20 protein-coding genes are annotated in these 20560 nt (G+C 69.0%); 15 read left to right on the forward strand and 5 right to left on the reverse strand.

Annotated elements, in window-relative coordinates:
- Positions 1-20: 20 nt before the first annotated feature.
- The 3 genes from ABD250_RS14860 to ABD250_RS14870 form a co-directional block, all read right to left on the reverse strand.
- Positions 21-662, reverse strand: a complete 642-nt coding sequence (locus ABD250_RS14860; RefSeq protein ID WP_344393029.1) for a hypothetical protein — start codon at positions 660-662, stop codon at positions 21-23.
- 32 nt (positions 663-694) lie between these two features.
- A complete protein-coding gene (locus ABD250_RS14865; protein WP_182658221.1) occupies positions 695-1207 on the reverse strand; it encodes an NUDIX hydrolase in 513 nt (170 codons plus the stop codon).
- Between the two features lie 118 nt (positions 1208-1325).
- Positions 1326-2375, reverse strand: coding sequence for a hypothetical protein (locus ABD250_RS14870; RefSeq protein WP_344393032.1), 1050 nt, complete (start codon positions 2373-2375; stop codon positions 1326-1328).
- A gap of 429 nt (positions 2376-2804) precedes the next feature.
- Here ABD250_RS14870 and ABD250_RS14875 point away from each other — a divergent pair, with 429 nt between their 5' ends.
- From ABD250_RS14875 to ABD250_RS14895, 5 genes are all read left to right on the forward strand, one after another.
- Positions 2805-4256: a hypothetical protein gene (locus tag ABD250_RS14875; RefSeq protein WP_182659527.1), complete on the forward strand. Its 1452-nt coding sequence runs from the start codon at positions 2805-2807 to the stop codon at positions 4254-4256.
- Positions 4257-4321: 65 nt separating this feature from the next.
- Complete coding sequence (locus ABD250_RS14880) at positions 4322-5254, forward strand: PspA/IM30 family protein (protein ID WP_344393035.1); 933 nt, start codon at positions 4322-4324, stop codon at positions 5252-5254.
- Positions 5255-5353: 99 nt separating this feature from the next.
- A complete protein-coding gene (locus ABD250_RS14885) occupies positions 5354-6631 on the forward strand; it encodes an alpha/beta hydrolase (RefSeq protein WP_344393038.1) in 1278 nt (425 codons plus the stop codon).
- Between the two features lie 38 nt (positions 6632-6669).
- Positions 6670-7164, forward strand: coding sequence for an SRPBCC domain-containing protein (locus tag ABD250_RS14890; protein WP_182658494.1), 495 nt, complete (start codon positions 6670-6672; stop codon positions 7162-7164).
- 238 nt (positions 7165-7402) lie between these two features.
- A complete protein-coding gene (locus ABD250_RS14895; RefSeq protein WP_344393040.1) occupies positions 7403-8980 on the forward strand; it encodes an HNH endonuclease in 1578 nt (525 codons plus the stop codon).
- 18 nt (positions 8981-8998) lie between these two features.
- On the opposite strand, the gene ABD250_RS14900 is transcribed toward ABD250_RS14895, so the two are convergent.
- Positions 8999-10414, reverse strand: coding sequence for an NYN domain-containing protein (locus ABD250_RS14900; RefSeq protein ID WP_182658079.1), 1416 nt, complete (start codon positions 10412-10414; stop codon positions 8999-9001).
- Positions 10415-10514: 100 nt separating this feature from the next.
- Here ABD250_RS14900 and ABD250_RS14905 point away from each other — a divergent pair, with 100 nt between their 5' ends.
- Positions 10515-11375, forward strand: coding sequence for a mycofactocin-coupled SDR family oxidoreductase (locus ABD250_RS14905; RefSeq protein WP_182658071.1), 861 nt, complete (start codon positions 10515-10517; stop codon positions 11373-11375).
- 129 nt (positions 11376-11504) lie between these two features.
- On the opposite strand, the gene ABD250_RS14910 is transcribed toward ABD250_RS14905, so the two are convergent.
- Entirely contained in the window at positions 11505-11636 is a 132-nt protein-coding gene (locus ABD250_RS14910; protein ID WP_259846053.1) for a hypothetical protein, read from the reverse strand.
- Between the two features lie 332 nt (positions 11637-11968).
- Here ABD250_RS14910 and ABD250_RS14915 point away from each other — a divergent pair, with 332 nt between their 5' ends.
- From ABD250_RS14915 to ABD250_RS14955, 9 genes are all read left to right on the forward strand, one after another.
- Complete coding sequence (locus ABD250_RS14915; RefSeq protein ID WP_182640486.1) at positions 11969-13210, forward strand: fatty acid desaturase family protein; 1242 nt, start codon at positions 11969-11971, stop codon at positions 13208-13210.
- 183 nt (positions 13211-13393) lie between these two features.
- Entirely contained in the window at positions 13394-13975 is a 582-nt protein-coding gene (locus tag ABD250_RS14920) for a TetR/AcrR family transcriptional regulator (RefSeq protein ID WP_344393046.1), read from the forward strand.
- Between the two features lie 501 nt (positions 13976-14476).
- Entirely contained in the window at positions 14477-14689 is a 213-nt protein-coding gene (locus tag ABD250_RS14925; RefSeq protein ID WP_182658073.1) for a Flp family type IVb pilin, read from the forward strand.
- 95 nt (positions 14690-14784) lie between these two features.
- Entirely contained in the window at positions 14785-15171 is a 387-nt protein-coding gene (locus ABD250_RS14930; protein WP_182658074.1) for a TadE family protein, read from the forward strand.
- A 32-nt stretch (positions 15172-15203) separates the two neighbouring features.
- On the forward strand, positions 15204-16103 hold the full coding sequence (locus tag ABD250_RS14935) for a pilus assembly protein TadG-related protein (RefSeq protein ID WP_338404140.1): 900 nt from the start codon (positions 15204-15206) through the stop codon (positions 16101-16103).
- A 25-nt stretch (positions 16104-16128) separates the two neighbouring features.
- On the forward strand, positions 16129-16839 hold the full coding sequence (gene cpaB / locus ABD250_RS14940) for a Flp pilus assembly protein CpaB (RefSeq protein WP_182658076.1): 711 nt from the start codon (positions 16129-16131) through the stop codon (positions 16837-16839).
- Complete coding sequence (locus ABD250_RS14945; protein ID WP_182658077.1) at positions 16836-18077, forward strand: CpaE/TadZ family protein; 1242 nt, start codon at positions 16836-16838, stop codon at positions 18075-18077. The genes cpaB and ABD250_RS14945 overlap by 4 nt, the downstream gene beginning before the upstream one ends.
- Positions 18074-19591, forward strand: coding sequence for an ATPase, T2SS/T4P/T4SS family (locus tag ABD250_RS14950; protein WP_182658078.1), 1518 nt, complete (start codon positions 18074-18076; stop codon positions 19589-19591). Before ABD250_RS14945 ends, ABD250_RS14950 begins: the two co-directional genes overlap by 4 nt.
- Positions 19588-20544 carry a type II secretion system F family protein gene (locus tag ABD250_RS14955; protein ID WP_241730513.1) on the forward strand — a complete coding sequence of 319 codons (957 nt, stop codon included), beginning with the start codon at positions 19588-19590 and terminating at the stop codon, positions 20542-20544. Before ABD250_RS14950 ends, ABD250_RS14955 begins: the two co-directional genes overlap by 4 nt.
- The last annotated feature ends 16 nt before the right edge of the window (positions 20545-20560 follow it).

The following is a 20560-nucleotide window of genomic DNA, read 5'->3' on the forward strand; positions in this document are numbered from 1 at the left end:
GGGCGGTGCAGGAGGTGGGATCACACAGCCACGGGCGGCGCGCGGGTGCCTCCGCGGGCCAGGAGGAACCGGCCGCGCGGGGCGCCGGCGTCGTAGGAGGAGACGAGCGGGGCGACGACGACGAGGTGGGCCGTCGCCAGAAGCGGCATCACCCGCGCCGCCACCCAGGCCAGGGTCACGGACAGGACCGCCACCAGGCCGAGGGTCACGGCGATGGCGGCAAGGTGTGCACCGAGCATCCCGGGGGTCAGCAGCGTCGCCGGGGAGGCGACCACCTCGGACCCGGCGCCGTCCATGGCGGCGCGGACGAGGGCGGGATCGGTCACGTGGTGGCCGAACGCGGCGTGGGAGGAGCCCGGGGTGGCCGAGTGCGTGTGCCCGGGTGCCAGCAGGAGGTGGACGACTCCCTGGCCCGCGATCAGGCCGGCCCCCGCCACCGGGATCGGGGACCGCTGCCGGGCGATGGCAGCGGTGGCCGCCCCCACGCCCGCGCTCGCCGCCGCGATCAGCAGGATCTGACCGGGGCTCGGGGCCACCGCGACCGTTCCGGCGGCCAGGCCGTGGGCGGCGATGCCGAACACCGCGCTGACCACCGCGACGACGACGCCGACGACCGCGGTCACCACGGGGGGCACCTCGGCTCGGAAGCGGTCGGCGGGCATGCCCCGATTCTAGTGCTGCGCCGAGCGGGGGCCTATCCGCAGTGGCCGGTCCCACTCTCGGCGGACTCGGTGGTCAGCTCGATCCGGGTGCGCTCCTCGTCCGCCAGTCCCGCCTCCAGCCTCGCGAGCATGTGGGGGCGCATCTCGGGCAGGTCATCGACCGCGAACCAGCGGACGTCGGTGTTCTCGCCGTCGGCGGGGTGCGGGTCGCCGTCGAGGTAGGTACAGGCGAAGGTGTGGTCGAGGTACTGCGCGCGGTCACCGTTGTCATAGGTGACCATCCGCGAGACGCCGATGGAGGCGACGCGGTCCACCCGGATGCGCACGGCGGCTTCCTCCCGTGCCTCGCGGACCGCGGCCTCGGCGGGATGCTCCCCCGGGTCGACGATGCCGGTGACCGGGGTCCACCAGCCGTTGTCGGCCCGGCGGACCAGCAGGACGCGCGCGCCGTGGGGGTCGCGGATGACGGCGGTGGCACCCGCCAACCAGAGGGGCGCGGTGCCCACGTGACGGCGGAGCTCGAGGACGAAGTCGGGGACGGACATGACCCAGAGCGTATCCAGACCCCGGGAAATGCAGCGATCCCCGCCGACCGTGTGGTCGACGGGGATCGCCGGAGAACTATCCGATCGCTGACTCAGTCAGCGTCGATGAGGACGAACCTCAGTTCTGCTCCTCGACGGGCTCGCACTCATCCCGCTCCATGGAGCCGTTGTCCTTGAGGAACTCGATGGCCTCCGGCGGGAGGTTGCAGACGAGCCCCACGTTGATCTGCGGGAGCGGCGGGAGGTTGACGCCACCGGAGACGGCGAGGCCGATGCCGATGCCGGCAGCGGCGAGCGAACCGACTGCGAGCAGAGTCGCGGGGTCGGAGGAGCCGCCGTTGGCGGAACCGGTGATGATTACCTCTGAACCCTCGAAGGTGGAACCGAGGTCACTCGAACCCGGGAACTCCGAGGACAATCCGGTCAGCGAACCGAACAGGTTCTCGAGCGAACCCGGAGCCTCCGGATCATCCGAGCTACCCGGCAGATCCGACGACAGACCCGTCAACGAACCCGTCAGAACCTCAACCGAACCCGGAGCCTCCGGATCATCCGAGCTACCCGGCAGATCCGACGACAGACCCGTCAACGAACCCGTCAGAACCTCAACCGAACCCGGAGCCTCCGGATCATCCGAGCTACCCGGCAAATCCGACGACAGACCCGTCAGGTTCTCAAGCGAACCCGGAGCCTCCGGATCATCCGAGCTACCCGGCAGATCCGACGACAGGGTCGCGAGCGAACCCATCGCGACCTCAACCGAGCCCGGAGCCTCCGGATCATCCGAGCTACCCGGCAGATCCGACGACAGACCCGTCAGGTTCTCGAGCGAACCCGGAGCCTCCGGATCATCCGAGCTACCCGGCAGATCCGACGACAGACCCGTCAGGTTCTCGAGCGAACCCGGAGCCTCCGGATCATCCGAGCTACCCGGCAGATCCGACGACAGACCCTGCAGAGCAGCAGAACCCGTTCCCGGGGTCGGCAGAGGTTCCGGCATGGTGGAACCGAGAGCCGCACCGAGGTCGAGGGCGAGCTCGCCGGAGCCGAGGGCCGCACCGAGGCCGAGGCCGAGCTCGACACTCTGAGCGTTGGCGACGCCCGGCATCGTGCCGAGCGCGAGTCCGGAGGCGGCGATGACGGCCATCATCCGCTTGGAGTTCTTCATAGGAATTGCCTTCCTGTTGTTGGTGACGACCCAGCGACCCGGGTTACCCCCTAGTCGCCCGGTCCGGCGTGCCACCCTGGGGCGCTCACCGTCGGATCGTGTCATCACCCTATCGAGCAATTTTCTGGACTTGTTACAAGAAGTCTCGTTTAGGCACAGGTAATACCCAGCCGCGCGATTACACCCAGACTCCGTGGTCCGGACGATGATTGCTGCTGAAGGGCGCCGCCCCTGCGACTACCTCGACTTATGTGAACCTTAATAAGTGAGCTTTTGATTATAGATTGTTCGGCGGGGCCTCTATTAGTGACATTGATCACTTCTCACCAGAATTCTGCGGACTCGCCGTCGGCAAGGCACCCGACAGGGTCCCACGTGGCCGAATGTGAGGCTAACCTCGGATAAATCTGTCCCCGATCCAGGAGCGCCATGACACCGAACAGCAGCGGGGTTCAGTTCCCCACCGATTCCGCCGGGAACCGCTCGTCCGGGCGGCTGGCCAAGCAGGTCGTCGCCGACGCACTCGCCACCGTGGACCCGGCAGCGGGAGACCGGGTCCACAAGATCAAGGACTGGCGCAAGGGATACATCCAGCCCTTCACCGAACTGGTCAGTGCGGGCGTCGCCGATGCCGCCGCGTGGGACGGGGTGGCCCGCGCGGCTCTCGACTCGCTGCAGTCCAGGATGGTCGGCGTCCACGAGGTCGACGGCCAGATGGTCGAGACCCCGATGACGGACTACCTCGCCGTCGTCCCCTCCCGATCCACCCCGGGGACCGAGACGGTCCACGGCACGGCGGCCCCCGCCACGGAACTGTCCATCCCCTACCGCGGCGAGGAACTGTCCGGTGCGATGCTGCGCGCCCGGCTGGACACGTGGGTCGACGCGGGGGTGATCGAGCCGAGCTGCGCGGACGCTCTCAGGTTGGTGCAGGACAACCCTGAGTGGCTCTCACTGCCGGGCCGCGCGATGCTCGTGCTCGGCCTTGGTTCCGAGATGGGGCCCGCCGCCCGGTTGTTGCGCTGGGGCGCCGACGTCCTGGGCGTCGACCTGCCCTCGAGCCCGGTGTGGGACCGGTTCCGCGAGCAGGCAGCAGGATTCGCGGGCAGGCTCCACTTCCCCACGGACGCGGACGGCCGGCCGGGCATCGACCTGCTCACCCAGCTCCCCGAGCTTGCCGCCTGGGCCCGGTCAGCGGCCCCGGCCCCGCTCACGGTGGGCAGCTACTTCTACGCGGATGGCGGAACCCACGTCCAGCTCTCGTCTGCGGCCGACGCCCTCGTCGTCGACCTGTTGAAGGACGGAACCGCCGACGCCCTGGCCTACCTCGCCACCCCCATGGACACGTTCGTGGTCCCCGCCGACGTCCGCCGGGCTTCGGACGCGGCACTCGCGGCGCGCAAGGCCACCGACGTCAAGAAGATCGTCGGCGCTCTGACCGGACAGAAGGTCTTCCACCGCAACTACGAGAAGGGGCACGGTCCGGCCGTACACGATGCGCTGGTCCCCCAGCAGGGTCCCAACTACACGCTCGCCAAGCGGGTCCAGCGCTGGCGCGCCACCACCGCGTTCGCGGACGGCCACACCGTCTCCGTCAACGTCGCCCCCGCCACCGACACCCGCTCGGTCACCAAGAACAAGATCCTCGCCGCCACCTACAAGGGGGCGCACGCGTTCGGCATCGAGATCTTCGAACCCGCCACCTCGTCGGCTCTGCTCGCCGCGCTGTTGGTCCACGACCTCAACGTGGGACGGCCGGACGTCGGGGTGCAGTGGGAGCACGAGTCCCACGGGGCGGCCTCGGGAGGGTTGTGGCGCCAGCCCTACCTGCCGCGGACCGCGCTGCCCGTGGCCGCACTGCTCGGTACCGTCAAGAGGTAGGAACACGCCCCGGACCGATCTGCCGGTCCGGGGCCCGCCGGTGCCGACAGAGTAAGGACCCCGCCATGCCGAACCCGTTCTCCAAGAGCTGGAACTACCTCAAGGCCTCGCTCGACAAGAAGGTCGACGACAACGCGGACCCCAAGATCCTCGTCCGCCAGGCCATGGACAACGCCCGCCAGCAGCACAAGTCGGTGACGGACCAGGCAGCCGCCGTGATCGGCAACGCCAAGCAGCTCGAGATCGCCATGGGCACCAAGTCCCGGCAGCTCGACGAGGTGCAGGGCCAGATCCGGCAGACCCTCCAGGTGGCCGAGTCGGCGCGTGCCGAGGGGGACACCGCCCGCGCCGCCCAGTTCGACGCGCAGGCCGAGCAGCTGGCCGGCCGGATGGTCACCCTGGAGCAGGACCTCGAGAACACCAAGCAGCTACACGGCCAGGCGGTGCAGGCCGCCGAGCAGGCCAAGCAGGCGGTCAGGGAGTCCGACCAGCGACTGCGCGAGACTCTCGCCCAGGAGGACCAGCTCCTGCTCCAGGCCACCCAGGCGGAGATGCAGCACCGGACCGTCGATTCCATGTCCTCGCTGGAGGGGGTCGGCGGCGGCAACTCGCCCACGTTCGACGAGATCCGCGCCAAGATCGAGGGCCGCTACACCACGGCGCTCGGCAAGCAGGAGCTCGCGGAGGCCACGGGGTCCCCGTCCAGCGCGCAGCTCGACGCCGCCGCGTTCACCCGCGAGTCGGAGGGCAGGAGCAAGCTCGAGCAGATCCGGGCGTCCATGGGGCTGAGCGGTGGCGGCACCGCCGTCGAGGGCGCCGGGGCGGGTGGCGCCACCGACCGGCAGCTGACCGAGGGCGCCGGAGCCGACGGTTCCGCGGACGCCGCGACGCCCACCGAGCAGACGGGGACGAGCCCCACCCCGCAGGACGCCGGGACCCCGGAGCCGGGCCCCTCCGACCTCTCCGGGCCGACGCTCCCCCGCGACACGAGGGAGTAGAGGGTCGCGCGCGGCGGGGGCGGCGCACTATTGTCGTCAGGTCACCGTCTCGAGCCTGTTCGACGGTCGAATCCCCGTTCCGCTCGACCTAGGAGCCCCGTGTCCGACCGCCGCTCGTCCGCCGTCCCCCGTTCTCTCTCGACCCGCCGGTCCGCCCCGGGGCTCGCCCGGCTGCTCGCCCCGACACTGGCGCCCGTCCTGGCCCTCGGGTTGATCGGCGGCGTGGCGGTGCCGGTCTCCGCGCAGTCGCTGCCGAGCTCGTCGGGCTCGTCGGGCTCGTCGGGCAATATCGGTTCGATCAATGAGCTCGGGGGCAGCGTCGACCCGTCCAGCGCCGGCGCCGGCTCGGCGACCATCGGCTCGACCGGGTCCACCGGGACGCAGTCGTTGGCGGGCCTGGGGACGCTCCCGCCACTCGGCACCGGTTCACAGAACACACTGGCCACCCCGCCCATCGGGATGGAGGCGGAGCCGGTCACCGTCTCCGAGGTCCGCCACAAGGAGATCGGCGACCCACGCGTGGCCGGCGGCGACACCCGCTTCGAGCGGTGGTGGATCGCGTCCGAGTCCATGAACCGGGTGCTGCCGGTGGAGATCTGGCGGTCGGCGTCCGACGCCCCTGCCCCGATGCTCTACCTCCTCGACGGCGTCGACTCGCCGTCGCCCAGCGGGTGGCTCCTGCCGGGGGGCGTCCAGGACGCCTTCGCCGGCGAGCACGTCACCCTGGTCATGCCGGCGCGCGCCGACGGCTCCCTGCACGCGGACTGGCAGAACGACGACCCGGTCCTGAGCCGCAACGCCTGGCAGACCTTCCTCACCGAGGAGCTGCCCCCGCTGCTCGAGTCGGGCGAACTGCCCTTCACTGGCAAGCGGGGTGTCGCCGGGTTGTCGATGGGGGCCGCCAGCGCGGTCACCCTGGCCGAGCGTCGCCCAGACCTGTTCACCGCCGTCGGCGCGATCGCCGGCTGCTACACCGCGCGCGACGATCTCGGATTCGTCCTGGCCAAGATCGTCACCGAGACCCGCGGCGGGAACATCGCGAACCTGTGGGGTCCGCGGACCGACCCGGCCTACGCGGAGAACGACGGGCTGCTCCACGCCGAGAAGCTCCGCGGCAAGACCCTGTACCTCGCCACCGCGACCGGTATGCCCGACGCCACCGAATGGGACCGCAACGGCCGTGACCTGCTCCGGTTCTCCCAGGGCACCGGTCTGGAGATCGCCACCCACGCGTGCACCGTCACCATGGACCGGCGCCTCGACGAATTGGGCATCCCCGCCCGGGTCGACTACCTGCCCACAGGCCTGCACAACTGGGACAACTTCGGCCGTTTCATCGCGCCGATGCGCGATACGCTGATGCCTGCGCTGCGCTGACACCACTCTCGGCGCCCCTCTGATCGCGAGGAGACGCCATGTCCACCACGCCCACGGCCTCCGGATACCTCGACGACTCGGGGGCCGTCGTGTTCCCCCGCCGCCTGCCCATGTCCCGCGAGCAGGCGTGGGCCGCCGTCACCGATCCGGCCCGCACCGCCAGGTGGATCGGCCCGTGGTCGGGCGACCCGGCGTCCGGCACCGTCCAACTGACCATGACCGCCGAGGACGGCGATCCCGTCGACGGTGTCGAGGTGGTGACCTGCGAGGCGCCGGGCCTCCTGGTCGTGCGGACCGGTCCGGGCGGGTGGCTCCTCACCGTGAGGATCGAGGGCGACGACGACGAGGCCGTCATCTCCCTGGAACAGGACATCGCGGACGCCGAGTCCGCCTCCTCGATCGGTCCCGGGTGGGAGTACTACCTGGACCGGTTGGTCGAGGCCGAGGCGGGACGGGATCCGGAGGCGCTGAGCTTCGAACCCGACTACTACCCCGGCCTCGCCGAGCACTACCGGGCCCTGTTGGGCGGCTGAGCGGTCCGGAGCGGCTCTCTCCGCTCCCTCCACGTCATCCTCATCCCCATCCCAGACGCCATCGATGACACCGCACGTCCCGCCGCGCCGCCGCCCCGCCGCCCCGGCGCCCGGCGCCCGGCGCCCCGGCGCGTCATTCGCATCGGTCGTGGTCGAACCACCATGTCGTACCCCGTTGCTAGTGTTTCCCTATCGAACACACGAGCGATCGCCTCGCTATCGCAGAAGGGGGAGCCGGATGTCGGCAGAACACGGTTCGGGGATCGCGGCGGCCGGCCTGGCCGCCCTCGACGCCCTCCGCACGGAGAACCGCGCCGCTGCCGCCCGTCTGCAGGCCTGCCACGATCTCCTGGCACTGTGCGAGGAGCAGCAGTTCGCCCGAGACGTCGAGGCCGGGTACTACGACCCCGACGGGCCAGAGCGCCCGCGCGACCACGCGGTGCTCGACCCGTTCGACGTCGCCTGTGCGGAACTGGTCGCCACCTACGGTGTTCATCACCACCGCGCGTCAGCGATGCTCACGCTGGCCCGGGATCTCGTCATCAGCTTCCCGAGGATCGTCGAGGCGATGGGGTCCGGCCTGCTGGACGAGCGCACGGCGGGGATGCTCGTCCGGCAGATGCGGACAGTCGATCCCTCCGTCCTGGACGCTGTGCACCGACTGGTCGTGGACTGGCTGCTGGACTCCGTCGACGCCGGCGAGCGACCCGGCCGCAACGCGATCCTGGCCAAGACCGACAGCATCATCGCGGACTTCGACCCGGAAGGGGTCCTGGCCCGGCGTGCTGCCGCGGCGTGTGAGCGTCGGGTCAGCGTCCGGCGCGGGGTGGACGGCATGGCCGAGCTCCGTGCGCACCTCACCTCGACCGAGGCGTCCGCGATCCACGAGGCGCTCGGGCACACCGCCGGGGAGCGGTTCGATCGCGAGAAGCGGGCCCGGATCGAGGCCGTCCGCACCGGCACCGGGCCGGCGTACGACCCGCATCCCCGTACCCGCCAGCAGCACCGGGCGGATGCCCTCGTCGATGCGATCCTCGGTACCGGCGATCAGGGCGACGGAGACGGCGACGGAGCCGGAGCCGGTGGCCGGCACGCGGGCAGCGGTCCGGCCGGACTCGCGCCCGGGCCGCAGATCAGACCGATCATCACCATCCTGGCCCCTCGCGGGCCCGGCGAGGAGCCCGAGGTGTACCTCCCGCGAGGCGGCCCCGCGTCGATCGACGCCCTCATCGCCCTGCTCGCCCGCAGTGTCGGCGCCCACATCTTCCTGCCCGACCCCGAGGCCGGGTCCGCGGACTCGGTCGGCGGTGCGCGCCGCTACCGGATCAGCGCCGAGCTCGCCCGCCGGATCCGGCTACGCGACGGCACCTGCCGTCACCCCGGATGTTCGGTCTCCGCCGAGGACTGCGACGTGGATCATGTCGTGCCGTTCGACCATTCCGAACCGGACCGGGGCGGCCAGACCGTCGAGGCCAATCTCATGTGCCTCTGCCGGCGGCACCACAGGTTCAAGACCTTCCACACCTGGTATTACCGACTCCTGCGGGACGGAACGCTGACCGTCGTCACGGAGAGTGGTCACACCATCACCACCCTCCCCGACGGCCCCCTGGCTAAGTGGCGGGACCGCACGTGCAACGGGTCCGAGGCGCCTCCCGGACCCGGCTCCCCCGACCGCCCCTGGCTCCGCTCCCGGCCCCTCAGCACCCACTGGTACAGGCGGGCGTGCCGGATCGCCGCGCAGCGACGCGAGAACGCGGCCGCGGCTCGGGACGACGGGCTGGTCGGTGACGACCACGACCCCCCGCCCTTCTGATGCCTCGACCCGCCCGGGTCAGCGGTGCTTGAGCAGAACCGCGCGGATCCCCTCGTGGAATCCGTCGCGCAGCCGCACCCGCTGCGCCTCGGTCAGGGTGAACTCGTTGAGCATCTGACAGGCGAACTGCAGTAGAGGGCGGTCCACCGCCGGTGGGAGCACGCCCCCGGAGAGCAGGTGGGCCTGGTCGCGCTGCTCCTCGGTCGCGGCCTGCTCGTACCACCAGGTCGCGTACTGCTGGCCCACGTCGAACGGGGTCTGCTCGCCGGACGAGGTCCACACCTCCTCCGAGAGGGGCACGAACTTGGAGCGGAGCGGGCGGCGGTGAGGGGCCATCATCGACGGGCTCGGGCGCGACGCCCCGTTGGGCGGAGGGCCCGGCGTCGACGTCCTGGCCTGCGCACGAGTCGGGGACGGCGGCTGTGACTGGGGCTCGGATTCCTGGGGCTCGTCTTCCCGCACCTCGCTGTCCCGGGGCCCGCCCTCCGAGCGCCGGGGCTGGTGCGGCGACTGCGGCTGGGGCTGGGGCTCCGGTTGTGACCCACGGACCTTCCCCGCCGGCCCCGCTCCGGCGCCCGGCTTCGCACCGCGCCCGTTCGCGGGCGTCGATCCCGCGGCGGTCTCGGCGCCATCGATGTCAGCAGCATGGGTCTCGGAGATCGCCGCGCAGTCCTGTTCATCTGCCGCCCGCTCCTCGGCGTCGGCGGCCCACTCCTCATCGGCGATCGTCAGGCTGGCCTCGTCGGCCACCGAGGTGGCGGCCGCGCGATCGGACCGCAGATCCACCTCGACCATCCCCACCGACTCCTCGCCGACCGGCTCGCTGGCATCGTCGCCGGGCGCGGTGGGCCGCTCGGCGGACGATCGCACCTTGGGCGGGATCGGCCCCTCCAGAACCCTGATCTGCATGGCGTCGTGGAAATCGGTGCGCGGATCCAGCACCAAGGTTGTGTCGCACGCGTGGCGCAACGCGGAGGAGATGGAATCCCAACCGAACCCCACCAGGTGCATCCGCACACCTGCGTCCACCGCCACCCGGACCCCCGGGATCATGTCGGCGTCCCCGGTGACCAGCACCATGTCGGAACACTGTCCCTTGTAGGCGGCCTGGATCATGTCCGCGACCAGAAGTGTGTCGACGGCTTTCTGGGTTCGGCGCTCGCCCCATTCGATCAACTGACCCGCGCGCAGTTGAACGCCCTCGATCACGCGCAGCGTGCGCTGGTACCGGTGCGGGCCGGAATCCGGGATCCCGTCGTACCAGTTCTGTCGCTGGACCGGTTGGTCCACGAGACCGTGGGCGACCTGATCTAAACGGTGCACGACCGTGGCCAGGGATATCTCCAACTGACCGCGCGCACCCTCCTCCCAAGAGTTGTAGAAGCTAGCTAGTAGATATGAGGTATCCACCAGGACAAGTGTCCGTTCGAGCATGATGATCACTACCTATCACTTTGTCTACGTTGGACTTCCAGCATGCCGCAGGGCGGGCGACCCCGCAGGGCCCGCCACCGATCACCGAAGGACACCCACCATGTCGAGCCCCACCGCCACCCCTCCCGAGCTGACCGGAAAGGTCGTGCTGGTCACCGGGGCCGCCCGCGGGCAGGGCCGGGCCCACTGCGAGGCCTTCGCGGCCGCCGGGTGCGACGTGATCGCCCTGGACCTGTGCCGCGACATCGAGACGGTCCCCTATCCGATGGCCAACCCGGAGGACCTCCAGGCCACCGCGGAGGCCGTGCGGGCGCTGGGGCGGAGGTGCGTGACCGCGGAGGTCGACGTCCGCGACCTACCCGGGATGCGGGAGTCCGTTGATGCCGGGGTCGCCGAACTGGGCGGACTCGACTTCGTGGTGGCCAACGCCGGGGTCTCGCCCGAGCCCACCGCCTCCTGGGAGCGCTCCGAGGAGGAATGGGACACCACGTTGGACATCAACCTCAAGGGCACCTGGGTCACCACGACGGCCGCGATCCCCCACATCCTGGCCACCGGCCGGGGCGGGTGCGTCGTGATCATCAGCTCGATGGTCGGCCTCCGCGGCGCGCCGTTCACCGCCAGTTACACGACCTCCAAGTGGGCGGTCCGCGGACTGGCCAAGTCGCTGGCCGGCGAGCTCGGCTTCTCGGGGGTGCGGTGCAATTCCATCCACCCCGGCAACGTCCGCACGCCCATGATCGAGAACCCGTCGATGATCGCCATGATGACCGGGGGCCAGGGCACGACGCTCGAGGACGCGGCCGAAACCTTCAGCGGGATGAACCAGCTGCCCGAGCCGTGGGTCGAGGCGTCGGCGATCTCGTCGATGGCCGTCTACCTGTGCAGCGCCGCTGGCGCGGGGATCACCGGCGCTTCCATCCCGATCGACCTGGGCGGAAGCGAGAAGTTCGGGTTGTGACGGCTCGGGCTCGGGGCGCGGACCTGTGCCTAGGGCAGGAAATGCACTCCGGCCCGCCTCTCGGATGAGAGGCGGGCCGGGGTAGCGAGCCGGTTCAGGGGGCCAGGTTTCCCACCTGGCCGCGCCTGATCAGGTGGACGGCGTGGGCGCCACCGGGCGGGGAACGCTGACGGTCGAGCCGGTGGCGGTCCACACCAGAGTCCAGAAGATGTCGACGATGGGCTGGATGGCCTGCAGGAAGATGTCGTTGGCGCTGCTCATGATGTGTCCCCTTGTGATCCGTACTGAAAGCGTACTTGCGTATCTGGCGGTCTGGTGGTCCCCGTTGCCGCCGGGCTCCAGCAATTCCCTCGAGCCCCCGCGGCGCGTGACAACCCCTATGTCGCCGCGAACCCGGTCGACGTTACACAACCGTGACAAACGATGTGGCATCGACAGGCTCCGCCGCTGGCCAGAGCGCCGTAGCCTCGACCCGAGCGGGGTTCCCACTCCCCGAATCGAGGCGTCCCGCCACGGGCCGAGGTCGAGCCTCGAGTGTGACCCAACCAACTAAACCCTACCTACGCGACCGTAACCTACGGTACCGTAGGTTCATGGCTATCACGGACATCCCGGAATTCGCGCACCTCTCCGAGGCCGACATCGAAGCGCTCGGTGACGAACTCGAGCAGATCCGCCAGGACATCATCGGCTCCCTCGGCGAGCGGGACGCGACCTACATCCGCAACACGATCCGCTTCCAGCGCGCCCTCGAGGTGGGGTCCCGCGCGCTGCTGATGGTCGGTTCGCGCAACCGCACCGCGTGGGCCATCGGCGCCGGCGCGCTCGGGCTCTCCAAGATCGTCGAGAACATGGAGCTCGGGCACAACATCATGCACGGGCAGTGGGACTGGATGAACGACCCCGAGGTCCACTCCACCACGTGGGAGTGGGACATCGTGGGCACCGCCGAGCACTGGAAGCAGACCCACAACTACATCCATCACAAGTACACCAACATCGTCGGCCTTGACGACGACGTCGGGTACGGCGTGCTCCGCGTGACGCGTGACCAGCGCTGGCACCCGTTCTTCTATGGGAACCTCGTCTACAACGCGGCCCTCGCACTGCTGTTCCAGTGGGGCGTCGGTATCCAGCATCTCGAGCTGGGCAAGGTCGCGAAGGGGCGGGACGACCGCCGCGAGACCATGAACAAGCTCGGCCTCTTCGCCAAGAAGGCCGGACGCCAGCTCGCGAAGGACTACGTCTTCTACCCGGCACTCTCCCGCAAGGGCTGGAAGTCCACCCTGACGGCGAACCTCGCCGCCAACGGCATCCGCAACGTGTGGACCAACGCGGTGATCTTCTGCGGGCACTTCCCCGACGGCGCCGAGAAGTTCACCAAGAAGGACGTCGAGAACGAGACGCGTGCCGAGTGGTACCTCCGGCAGATGCTCGGTTCCGCCAACCTCACCGGCGGGCCCGTCATCGACTTCCTCTCGGGCAACCTGTCGTACCAGATCGAGCACCACATCTACCCCGACATGTCGTCCAACCGTCTGGCCGAGGCGTCGGTCCGGGTTCGCGAGGTGTGCCGCAAGTACGATCTGCCGTACGTGGCGGGCCCGCTGCCCGTGCAGTACTTCAAGGCGTGGAGGACCATCGCCAAGATGTCGCTGCCCGACCACATGCTGCGACGCACGGCGGACGACGCCCCGGAGACGCACTCCGAGCGCATGTTCGCGGACCTGCCCAAGCCCCTCCCCGCGCAGGAGGAAGGACAGCGGGCAGGCCTGCAGACGGCACTCACGTACTCGGCGAAGCGGCGCGCCCGCAAGGTCGCCCCGGCGGCCTGACCCACCCGGCCTCCCTCCGGACGCCCCGACACCGAAACCGGTGTCGGGGCGTGGAGTTGTTTCGATCCAGGAACGGGATCCCGGCGATAGGCTGATCCTCTAGTCGGCAGCGGCCCGCGCTACAGCGGTCGAGCCGAAGGCCTGTGAACCACGACGACGGGAGCCACCATGGAGGACCGGCGCATGCTCATCGCCGATTCGGCGATCGAGGTGGTTGCCAGGGACGGTGTCCGTGCGCTGACCCACCGCGCCGTGGACTCCGAGGCCGGACTGCCCTCCGGTTCGACCTCCTACTATTGCCGGACCCGTGCACAACTCCTCGCCCTCACCGTCGACAGGCTCACCTCGCTCCTGCGCGGGTTCGTCGAGGTGTCCGGGATCCAGGAACTGGCGTCCTCCGATGCCGACGACGTCCTGGCGATGCTCACGCGGATGATCGAGGGCCTCCTCGCCGACTACCGCGGCGAGCTGGCAGCCCGCTCCGCGCTCATCATGGAGCTCACCGGCAAGGACGACACCACCGATCTCGTGGCCGCCCTGCTCGACCCGAGCGACCTCGCCGGCGCCCTCGACGCCGCCGGGCTGCGTGACCCCGCCGCCGCCGCCCTGGATCTCCTCGCCGTGTACGAGGGACTGCTCTGGGAGCGCACCGTGGGCCGCCTGGCCGGCGCCGAGGTCGACCACGAGCACGACACCGACCTCCTCGGGTCCGCGCTCTCGCGCCACGAGCATCGCGGCGGACGCCTCTTCGGCCTCCTGCGCTGAGCTCTGGCCCCCGAAGGGCGACAACCCTTACATCTCCCACGCGTGCCCGTGGCGCGCTCTCTGACACTCGTCCAGACCCTGCCGCAATGCCACTTAGGCTCACCTGGCTTGATCTTTAAGGTTCTCACAGTCTAGAGTTCCGGCCCAGAAGCACCGTGACACGTCAGACAGTGGTCAAGACTGCCTGATTCGTGCCTCTGCCACCCCTCCGTTCACGCATCCTCCCAAGCGGCGATATCCGCTGCGCGGGTGCACGTATGTGGCGTTTAGTTGCGAATCCGGACCGCCCTCGCGCAGCCGGGCTTGCCCTGACGGCCTGACGCGAGCCGGGCCGGCCGCCGTCAGACCGGACGCCGGGGTGAGCTGAGCCCACAAATTAATCAGATTGTTTTGACAATCGGAATTGATGTGTCATAGTGATTCTCGTCACTGATTCATAACGAATCGGACGCACCCCTCCCCTTGGGTCGACCGACCCCCGCACCAGAAGGACGGTTCATCATGAGCCAGGTTGCTACTTACTTCTTCACCCTCTTCGCCCTCGCCGGTGAGCGGCTTGACGACCGCAAGGACCGCGGTGCTACGGCCGTGGAGTACGGCCTGATGGTCGGGCTGATTGCGGTCGTGATCATCGGGACCGTGCTTCTCCTGGGCGGCGAACTCAACGAGTTGTTCGAGCGAGTCCGGACCGGCATCGCGGGGATTCCCGAGTAGTCCCTCATTCTGACTTTCGGCGCAGCGCCCAGCCCCGGGCGCTGCGCCGGAGTCGGTTTAATCCCTCACGCCCCCTCTCCCCTCGAGGACCCGCCATGACCAAACCCCTCAGCGACCGCGGAGCCGCGGCCCTGGAGTTCGCCCTGGTCGTCCCGATCCTGTTGACGCTCGTGATCGGGATCATCGAGTTCGGCCGGGCGTACAACATCCAGACCACGCTCTCCAACGCCGCCCGTGACGGCGTGCGCGTGATGGCGCTGCAGAACGACGTTGACGCCGCCAAGTCGGCCGCGACAGCATCCGCGATCGGATTGGGCATTCCCGAGTCCGACGTCGAAGTGACGCCTGCGAACTGCGCACCCGAGGACTCGACCCCCACCGCGACTGTCACCGTCACTTATCCGTTCGAGATGCTCAGCGGGTTCCTCCCGATGGGCGACTTCACCCTCACCGGCACCGGGAGCATGCGATGCAACGGGTAGACGCGACTCGGGCACACAGCGACCGAGGGGCCGTGAGCGTCCTCGTCGCCCTGCTGATGGTTCCCCTTATCGGGTTCGCCGCCATCTCGATCGACATCGCCGCCGTCCACTCCGACAAGCAGAAGTTGCAGATGGGAGCAGACGCCGCCGCTCTGGCGATCGCCCAGGATTGTGCCAGGAGCGACTGCGGGACCACACGGGCCAGAACAACCGCCCGGCAGCTCGTCGACATGAACGCCTCCGCGGCCGAGAACTCGGTGTCCGTGGACCTCGTGGCAGCAGCCGGCAAGGTCACCGTCGACACGTCCGGTACCCGAGAGCACTGGTTCGCACCTGTTCTGGGAATTAACGAGTCCGAGGTCGGAGCCGTAAGTACCGCGGGGTGGGGTTCGCCGATCAGCGGTACGTCTGCCCTTCCGCTCGCCTTCTACGTGTGTGAGTTCTGGGCGCAGACCGGCGGAGGGATTCCGTCGGACAAGATCGAGCGGACCATCGAGTTCACCAAGACCTCCAACACGGACTGCCCCGTGCCCTCGGGGAACCTGGTTCCGGGTGGGTTCGGCTGGTTGGCACCGAATGCGGGAACCTGTCAGGCATTCACCCGGATCGGTCAGGAAGTTCAGGGAGCCCCCGGCAACAAGGGAGGGACGAGTTGCATGTCGTCACTCCACAACAAGACGATTCTCCTGCCGCTGTTCGACCAGTACCGCGGGCGAGGGAATAACGCCTACTACCGCGTCTACGGGTACGCGGCATTCACGATCACCGGCTACCACTTGTCCGGCGCGAACTGGAACAGCCCGTGCAGAGGTAACGAACGTTGTATCAGCGGCTACTTCACCGAGTTCCTCGATCGCTCAGGCGATTTCGAGTACGGGCCAACCACGCAGAACCTCGGCGCCACTGCCGTCTACCTCCTCCCAGATCAGTAAGCGAGCTGAAGTGAACCGTCGTGTCGTGGCAGTAGCCGTCGCCGTCCTCCTGGCGCTCCTGGGCGCCGCCCTCCTCCTGCGCTACGTCAGCGCAGCCGACGAACGGGCCATGGCAGACCTCCAGCCGGTGAGCGTCCTGATCGCGACCGCCCCGATCAGCGAGGGAACCCCTGCTTCTGCGTTAGGCGAACTGGTGGAGACGCGAGAGCTTCCCGCCACGGCTGTGGGACCGAATTCGGTGACTGACCTCCGGGAGCTCGGAAACATGGTCGCGGCCACCGATCTCGCTGCCGGGGAACAGCTTCTGGCCGGGCGTTTCGCGTCACTGCAGTCCCTCCAGCAGTTCGGCGGGATCCCCGCGCCCGAGGGCTTCCATCAGGTCACGGTTCCGCTCAACTCTCCCGGGGTCGTGGGCGGCACTGTGACCCCGGGCGACACGGTGGGCGTGTTCATCTCAATGGACACAGCCGAGACCCATCTCGTGCTGCACAAGGTTCTTGTCCTCCGTGTCCAGGGCGGACTGTCCCCCTCCGCGTCCGAAGAGGCCGATTCGACCGATCCTGCGGATGCCCCCATCCATGACGGCGGCGTGATGGTGACCCTGGCTCTCACAGCGCCGGACGCGGAGAAGGTCGTGTTCGGAGCGGAACACGGCTCAATCTGGCTGTCACTCGAGGACGCCGCCACGCCGGAGGACGGAACCCGCATCGTCAACCCGGGGAACGTGTACCGATGAACAACATCCTGCTGGCCACCGACTTCGTCGACCTCCGCGACCGGTTCCGGGCGGCCACCGGCCAACCGATACCGGCACTGCCTCCAGGTCCGCTTCCGGAGAGCCCGGCGCAGCTTTTCCAGCAACTCGGCGGCGGGGATATCCCCGAGATCGTCGTGATCGACGAGCGCTCCGGGACCGAAGCCGCTCTCGCACTGGCCTCGCGGCTCGACATCGAGTGCCCCGGTATCGCGGTGGTCCTGGTCAGCGACCGGGTCGCCGAACTCGGACTCTCTGCCATGCGGGCGGGGGTGAGCGACATCGTCCCCACCGAATCGGAGGAGGACGAGATCCGAGCGGCCCTTGACCGAGCCATCAGGGTCACCCGCCAGCGCGCTCCGGCCGGACTCGGGGACGGCACCGACCTCGGCGCGGGCACGCAGTCACGGCGAGGACAGGTGATCAGCGTTGTCTCGCCCAAGGGCGGTGTGGGCAAGACGACCATCGCCGCCAACCTGGCCGTCGGGCTTGCCCGGTCCGCACCACATTCCACCGTGCTGGTCGACCTGGATCTGCAGTTCGGAGATGTCGCCAACGCCCTCAACCTCACACCCGAACACACCATCGTCGACGTGGTGCAGGGAGCGGCCGCGCGCGACTCGATGGTGCTCAAGACGTTCCTCACCCAGCACGACACCGGCCTGACCGTGGTGTGCGGACCGAACTCCCCGGCCGAGGCCGATCTGGTGGGCGTATCGGAACTCACCCATCTCCTCCAGACGCTGGCGGCGGAGTTCCGTTTCGTCATCATTGACACCGCCCCGGCACTGACAGACCACACCCTCGCGGCCCTCGATATGACCGACGACCTGATCCTGGTCACGAGCATGGACGTCCCCGGAGTGCGGGGACTGCGCAAAGAACTGGACATTCTCCGTGACCTCGGAATGGGCTTCGATCGCCGCCACGTCGTGGTGAACTTCGCCGACACTCACAGCGGGCTCACCCGAGCAGATGTAGAGGCGACGATCGGCACCGGCGTGGACCTGGTCCTGCCACGCTCGCGGGCGACTGCGGTCTCCATCAATCAGGGGGTCCCGTTGATGCAAAACGAGATCCGCGACCCCATGACCAAGAAGCTGCGGCGCCTGGTGGACCGCTTTGCCCCTGCGCCCTTGAAGGAGCCCGGGCCCGCGGCGACCAAGCTCGGTTCCCGACTCGGAGGCCGTCACCGCCTGCGCCGAGGAGGCACACGATGAGCCTGAGCGACCGCCTGCGCGCCGCCCGAGGCGAGAGCGCCGCGCCCGAACTCGCCCCGGGCGACCCGGCCACAACACCGGCCATCACGCCTGCGCGGGAGACCTCGATCGCTCCTGGTCAGAGCGGTGCCACCGTACCTCCGCGAGCCATCCCGGCTACCGCGCCACCGCAGACCATCAGGGTCACCCAGCCGGCTTCCCCGGTTCCCTCGGCGCTACCCGAGCCCGACGCGTTGATCGCCCTCAAGGAGCGCGCGTCCGCCGCGCTGTTCGAACGGGTCGGGGCCAGGCTCAACAACCCGTCGCTCACCGAGGATCAGCTCCACGCCCTGGTGCGCACCGAGCTCAACAAGGTCGTGGAAGACGAGACGGTCCCGTTGACCGCTGAACAGCGGCTGCGGCTCATCAGCGATATCCAGGACGACGTCCTGGGGCACGGTCCGCTGGAGCGACTACTGGCCGACCCCACGGTCACCGAGATCATGGTCAACGGCCCGGACATGATCTACGTCGAGCAGAGGGGGCGGCTCACCCGGAGTTCCGCCCGTTTCACCTCCGAGGAGCACCTGCGTCAGGTCATCGAGCGGATCGTCTCCCGGATCGGGCGACGAATCGACGAGTCCTCCCCTCTGGTCGACGCCCGCCTGGCGGACGGCTCCCGCGTCAACGCCGTGATCCCCCCGCTGGCGGTCAACGGCTCCTCGCTGACCATCCGTAAGTTCTCCAAGGATCCCTTCAAGGTCAACGACCTGATCGGGTTCGGCACCCTCACCCCGGAAATGGCCGAACTCCTGCGGGCCTGCGTCCAGGCCCGGCTCAACATCATCGTCTCCGGCGGCACCGGCAGTGGAAAGACCACGCTGCTCAACGTCCTGTCCTCGTTCATCCCCGAGTCCGAACGCATCGTCACCATCGAGGACGCGGTCGAACTGCAGATGCAGCAGGACCACGTGGTGCGGCTGGAGGCCAGGCCCGCGAACATCGAGGGCAAGGGCGAGATCAGCATCCGCGATCTCGTGCGCAACTCCCTGCGTATGCGCCCCGACAGGATCGTGGTGGGCGAGGTTCGCGGCGGAGAGACCCTGGACATGCTGCAGGCCATGAACACCGGTCACGACGGGTCACTGTCGACCGTCCACGCCAACTCCCCGCGCGATGCGGTGGCCCGCCTGGAGACCCTGGTTCTGATGGCCGGGATGGACCTTCCGTTGCGGGCCATCCGGGAGCAGATCGCCTCCGCCGTGGACGTGATCATCCAGCTGACCCGATTGCGCGACGGCACCCGGCGGGTCACCGCGGTGACCGAGGTCCAGGGGATGGAGGGCCAGACGGTCACCCTGCAGGACGCGTTCCTCTTCGACTATTCCGCCGGCGTCGGGACCGACGGGAAATTCCTCGGCAAGCCGATCTCCACCGGGGTGCGCCCTCGCTTCACCGACCAATTCAAAGAAATGGGCATCACGCTCTCGCCGCGGGTGTTCGATATTCCCTCACCCCCCGGGAAAAGCCGATGAACGAGTCCATGGGCCAGGTCCTGGCCTCCCCGGCCGGGCTCGGGGTGGCAGCACTCTCCCTGGCACTACTCATCGGCGCGTTCCTCGTCCTCTCCCCGCGTCCGGGAAGTGTCCCCCGTGCCCGGCGTCGGCCAGGGGTTCACGAGGGGCCCGGGATCATCTCGCGGACGGCGACGGCGGCCACCACGGCCATCGACACCACCCTGAGCCGCCGCGGCGCACCCGGGGCCGGCGCGCTCGAACGTGCCGGGGTCAAGATGAGCCTGCAGGACTTCGTGTTCCTGGTGGGCGTCGCCGCCGTGGTGACCTTCGCTCTGGGGCTGGTCGCGGTCGGACCGGTGACGGGCCTGTTCCTGGCCGCGCTCACGCCGATCGGGGCAAAGCTCGCGCTGGACATCCGCGCCTCCCGTCGCCGGGCCGCCTTCGCCGACCAGCTGGACGACTCGTTGCAGCTCATGGCCAGTAGCCTGCGGGCCGGCCACAGCCTCCTCCAGGCCCTGGCCTCCGTTGCCAGAGAGGCCGAGGAGCCCACCTCGGAGGAGTTCGCCCGCATCATCAACGAAACCCGGGTCGGCCGTGATCTCGCCCCCGCGCTGGAGGAGACCGCCCGCCGCATGGGGAGCGAGGACTTCGAGTGGGTCACACAGGCCATCGCGATCAACCGCGAGGTCGGCGGCAACCTCGCCGAGGTGCTCGACGGGGTCGGTCACACCATCCGGGAGCGGAACCAGATCCGCCGACAGGTGAAGGCGCTGGCCGCCGAGGGCAAACTCTCGGCGTACGTCCTCATGGCGCTGCCGTTCGGCATCTCCGGGTTCTTGTTCATGAGCAACCCCGAGTACATCTCCAAGTTCACCGAGGGCCTGCTGGGCTACACCCTGATCGGCGTCAGCGTGGTGCTGCTCGTGGTGGGTGCGCTCTGGCTCCGCAAGGTCGTCAACATCACGTTCTGAACGCTCCTAGCGTTCT

The organism is Dietzia cercidiphylli (assembly GCF_039531545.1).
GTDB lineage: Bacteria > Actinomycetota > Actinomycetes > Mycobacteriales > Mycobacteriaceae > Dietzia > Dietzia natronolimnaea.

What these genes read in the sequence shown, in the direction of transcription:
- ABD250_RS14945 (WP_182658077.1), top strand. Translation starts at nt 16,836, where the DNA reads ATGAACAACATCCTGCTGGCCACCGACTTCGTCGACCTCCGCGACCGG.
- ABD250_RS14915 (WP_182640486.1), top strand. Translation starts at nt 11,969, where the DNA reads ATGGCTATCACGGACATCCCGGAATTCGCGCACCTCTCCGAGGCCGAC.
- ABD250_RS14890 (WP_182658494.1), top strand. Translation starts at nt 6,670, where the DNA reads ATGTCCACCACGCCCACGGCCTCCGGATACCTCGACGACTCGGGGGCC.
- ABD250_RS14875 (WP_182659527.1), top strand. Translation starts at nt 2,805, where the DNA reads ATGACACCGAACAGCAGCGGGGTTCAGTTCCCCACCGATTCCGCCGGG.
- ABD250_RS14880 (WP_344393035.1), top strand. Translation starts at nt 4,322, where the DNA reads ATGCCGAACCCGTTCTCCAAGAGCTGGAACTACCTCAAGGCCTCGCTC.
- ABD250_RS14905 (WP_182658071.1), top strand. Translation starts at nt 10,515, where the DNA reads ATGTCGAGCCCCACCGCCACCCCTCCCGAGCTGACCGGAAAGGTCGTG.
- ABD250_RS14865 (WP_182658221.1), bottom strand. Translation starts at nt 1,207, where the DNA reads ATGTCCGTCCCCGACTTCGTCCTCGAGCTCCGCCGTCACGTGGGCACC.
- ABD250_RS14895 (WP_344393040.1), top strand. Translation starts at nt 7,403, where the DNA reads ATGTCGGCAGAACACGGTTCGGGGATCGCGGCGGCCGGCCTGGCCGCC.
- ABD250_RS14860 (WP_344393029.1), bottom strand. Translation starts at nt 662, where the DNA reads ATGCCCGCCGACCGCTTCCGAGCCGAGGTGCCCCCCGTGGTGACCGCG.
- ABD250_RS14900 (WP_182658079.1), bottom strand. Translation starts at nt 10,414, where the DNA reads ATGCTCGAACGGACACTTGTCCTGGTGGATACCTCATATCTACTAGCT.
- ABD250_RS14910 (WP_259846053.1), bottom strand. Translation starts at nt 11,636, where the DNA reads ATGAGCAGCGCCAACGACATCTTCCTGCAGGCCATCCAGCCCATCGTC.
- ABD250_RS14870 (WP_344393032.1), bottom strand. Translation starts at nt 2,375, where the DNA reads ATGAAGAACTCCAAGCGGATGATGGCCGTCATCGCCGCCTCCGGACTC.
- ABD250_RS14920 (WP_344393046.1), top strand. Translation starts at nt 13,394, where the DNA reads ATGCTCATCGCCGATTCGGCGATCGAGGTGGTTGCCAGGGACGGTGTC.
- ABD250_RS14950 (WP_182658078.1), top strand. Translation starts at nt 18,074, where the DNA reads ATGAGCCTGAGCGACCGCCTGCGCGCCGCCCGAGGCGAGAGCGCCGCG.
- ABD250_RS14930 (WP_182658074.1), top strand. Translation starts at nt 14,785, where the DNA reads ATGACCAAACCCCTCAGCGACCGCGGAGCCGCGGCCCTGGAGTTCGCC.
- ABD250_RS14955 (WP_241730513.1), top strand. Translation starts at nt 19,588, where the DNA reads ATGAACGAGTCCATGGGCCAGGTCCTGGCCTCCCCGGCCGGGCTCGGG.
- ABD250_RS14925 (WP_182658073.1), top strand. Translation starts at nt 14,477, where the DNA reads ATGAGCCAGGTTGCTACTTACTTCTTCACCCTCTTCGCCCTCGCCGGT.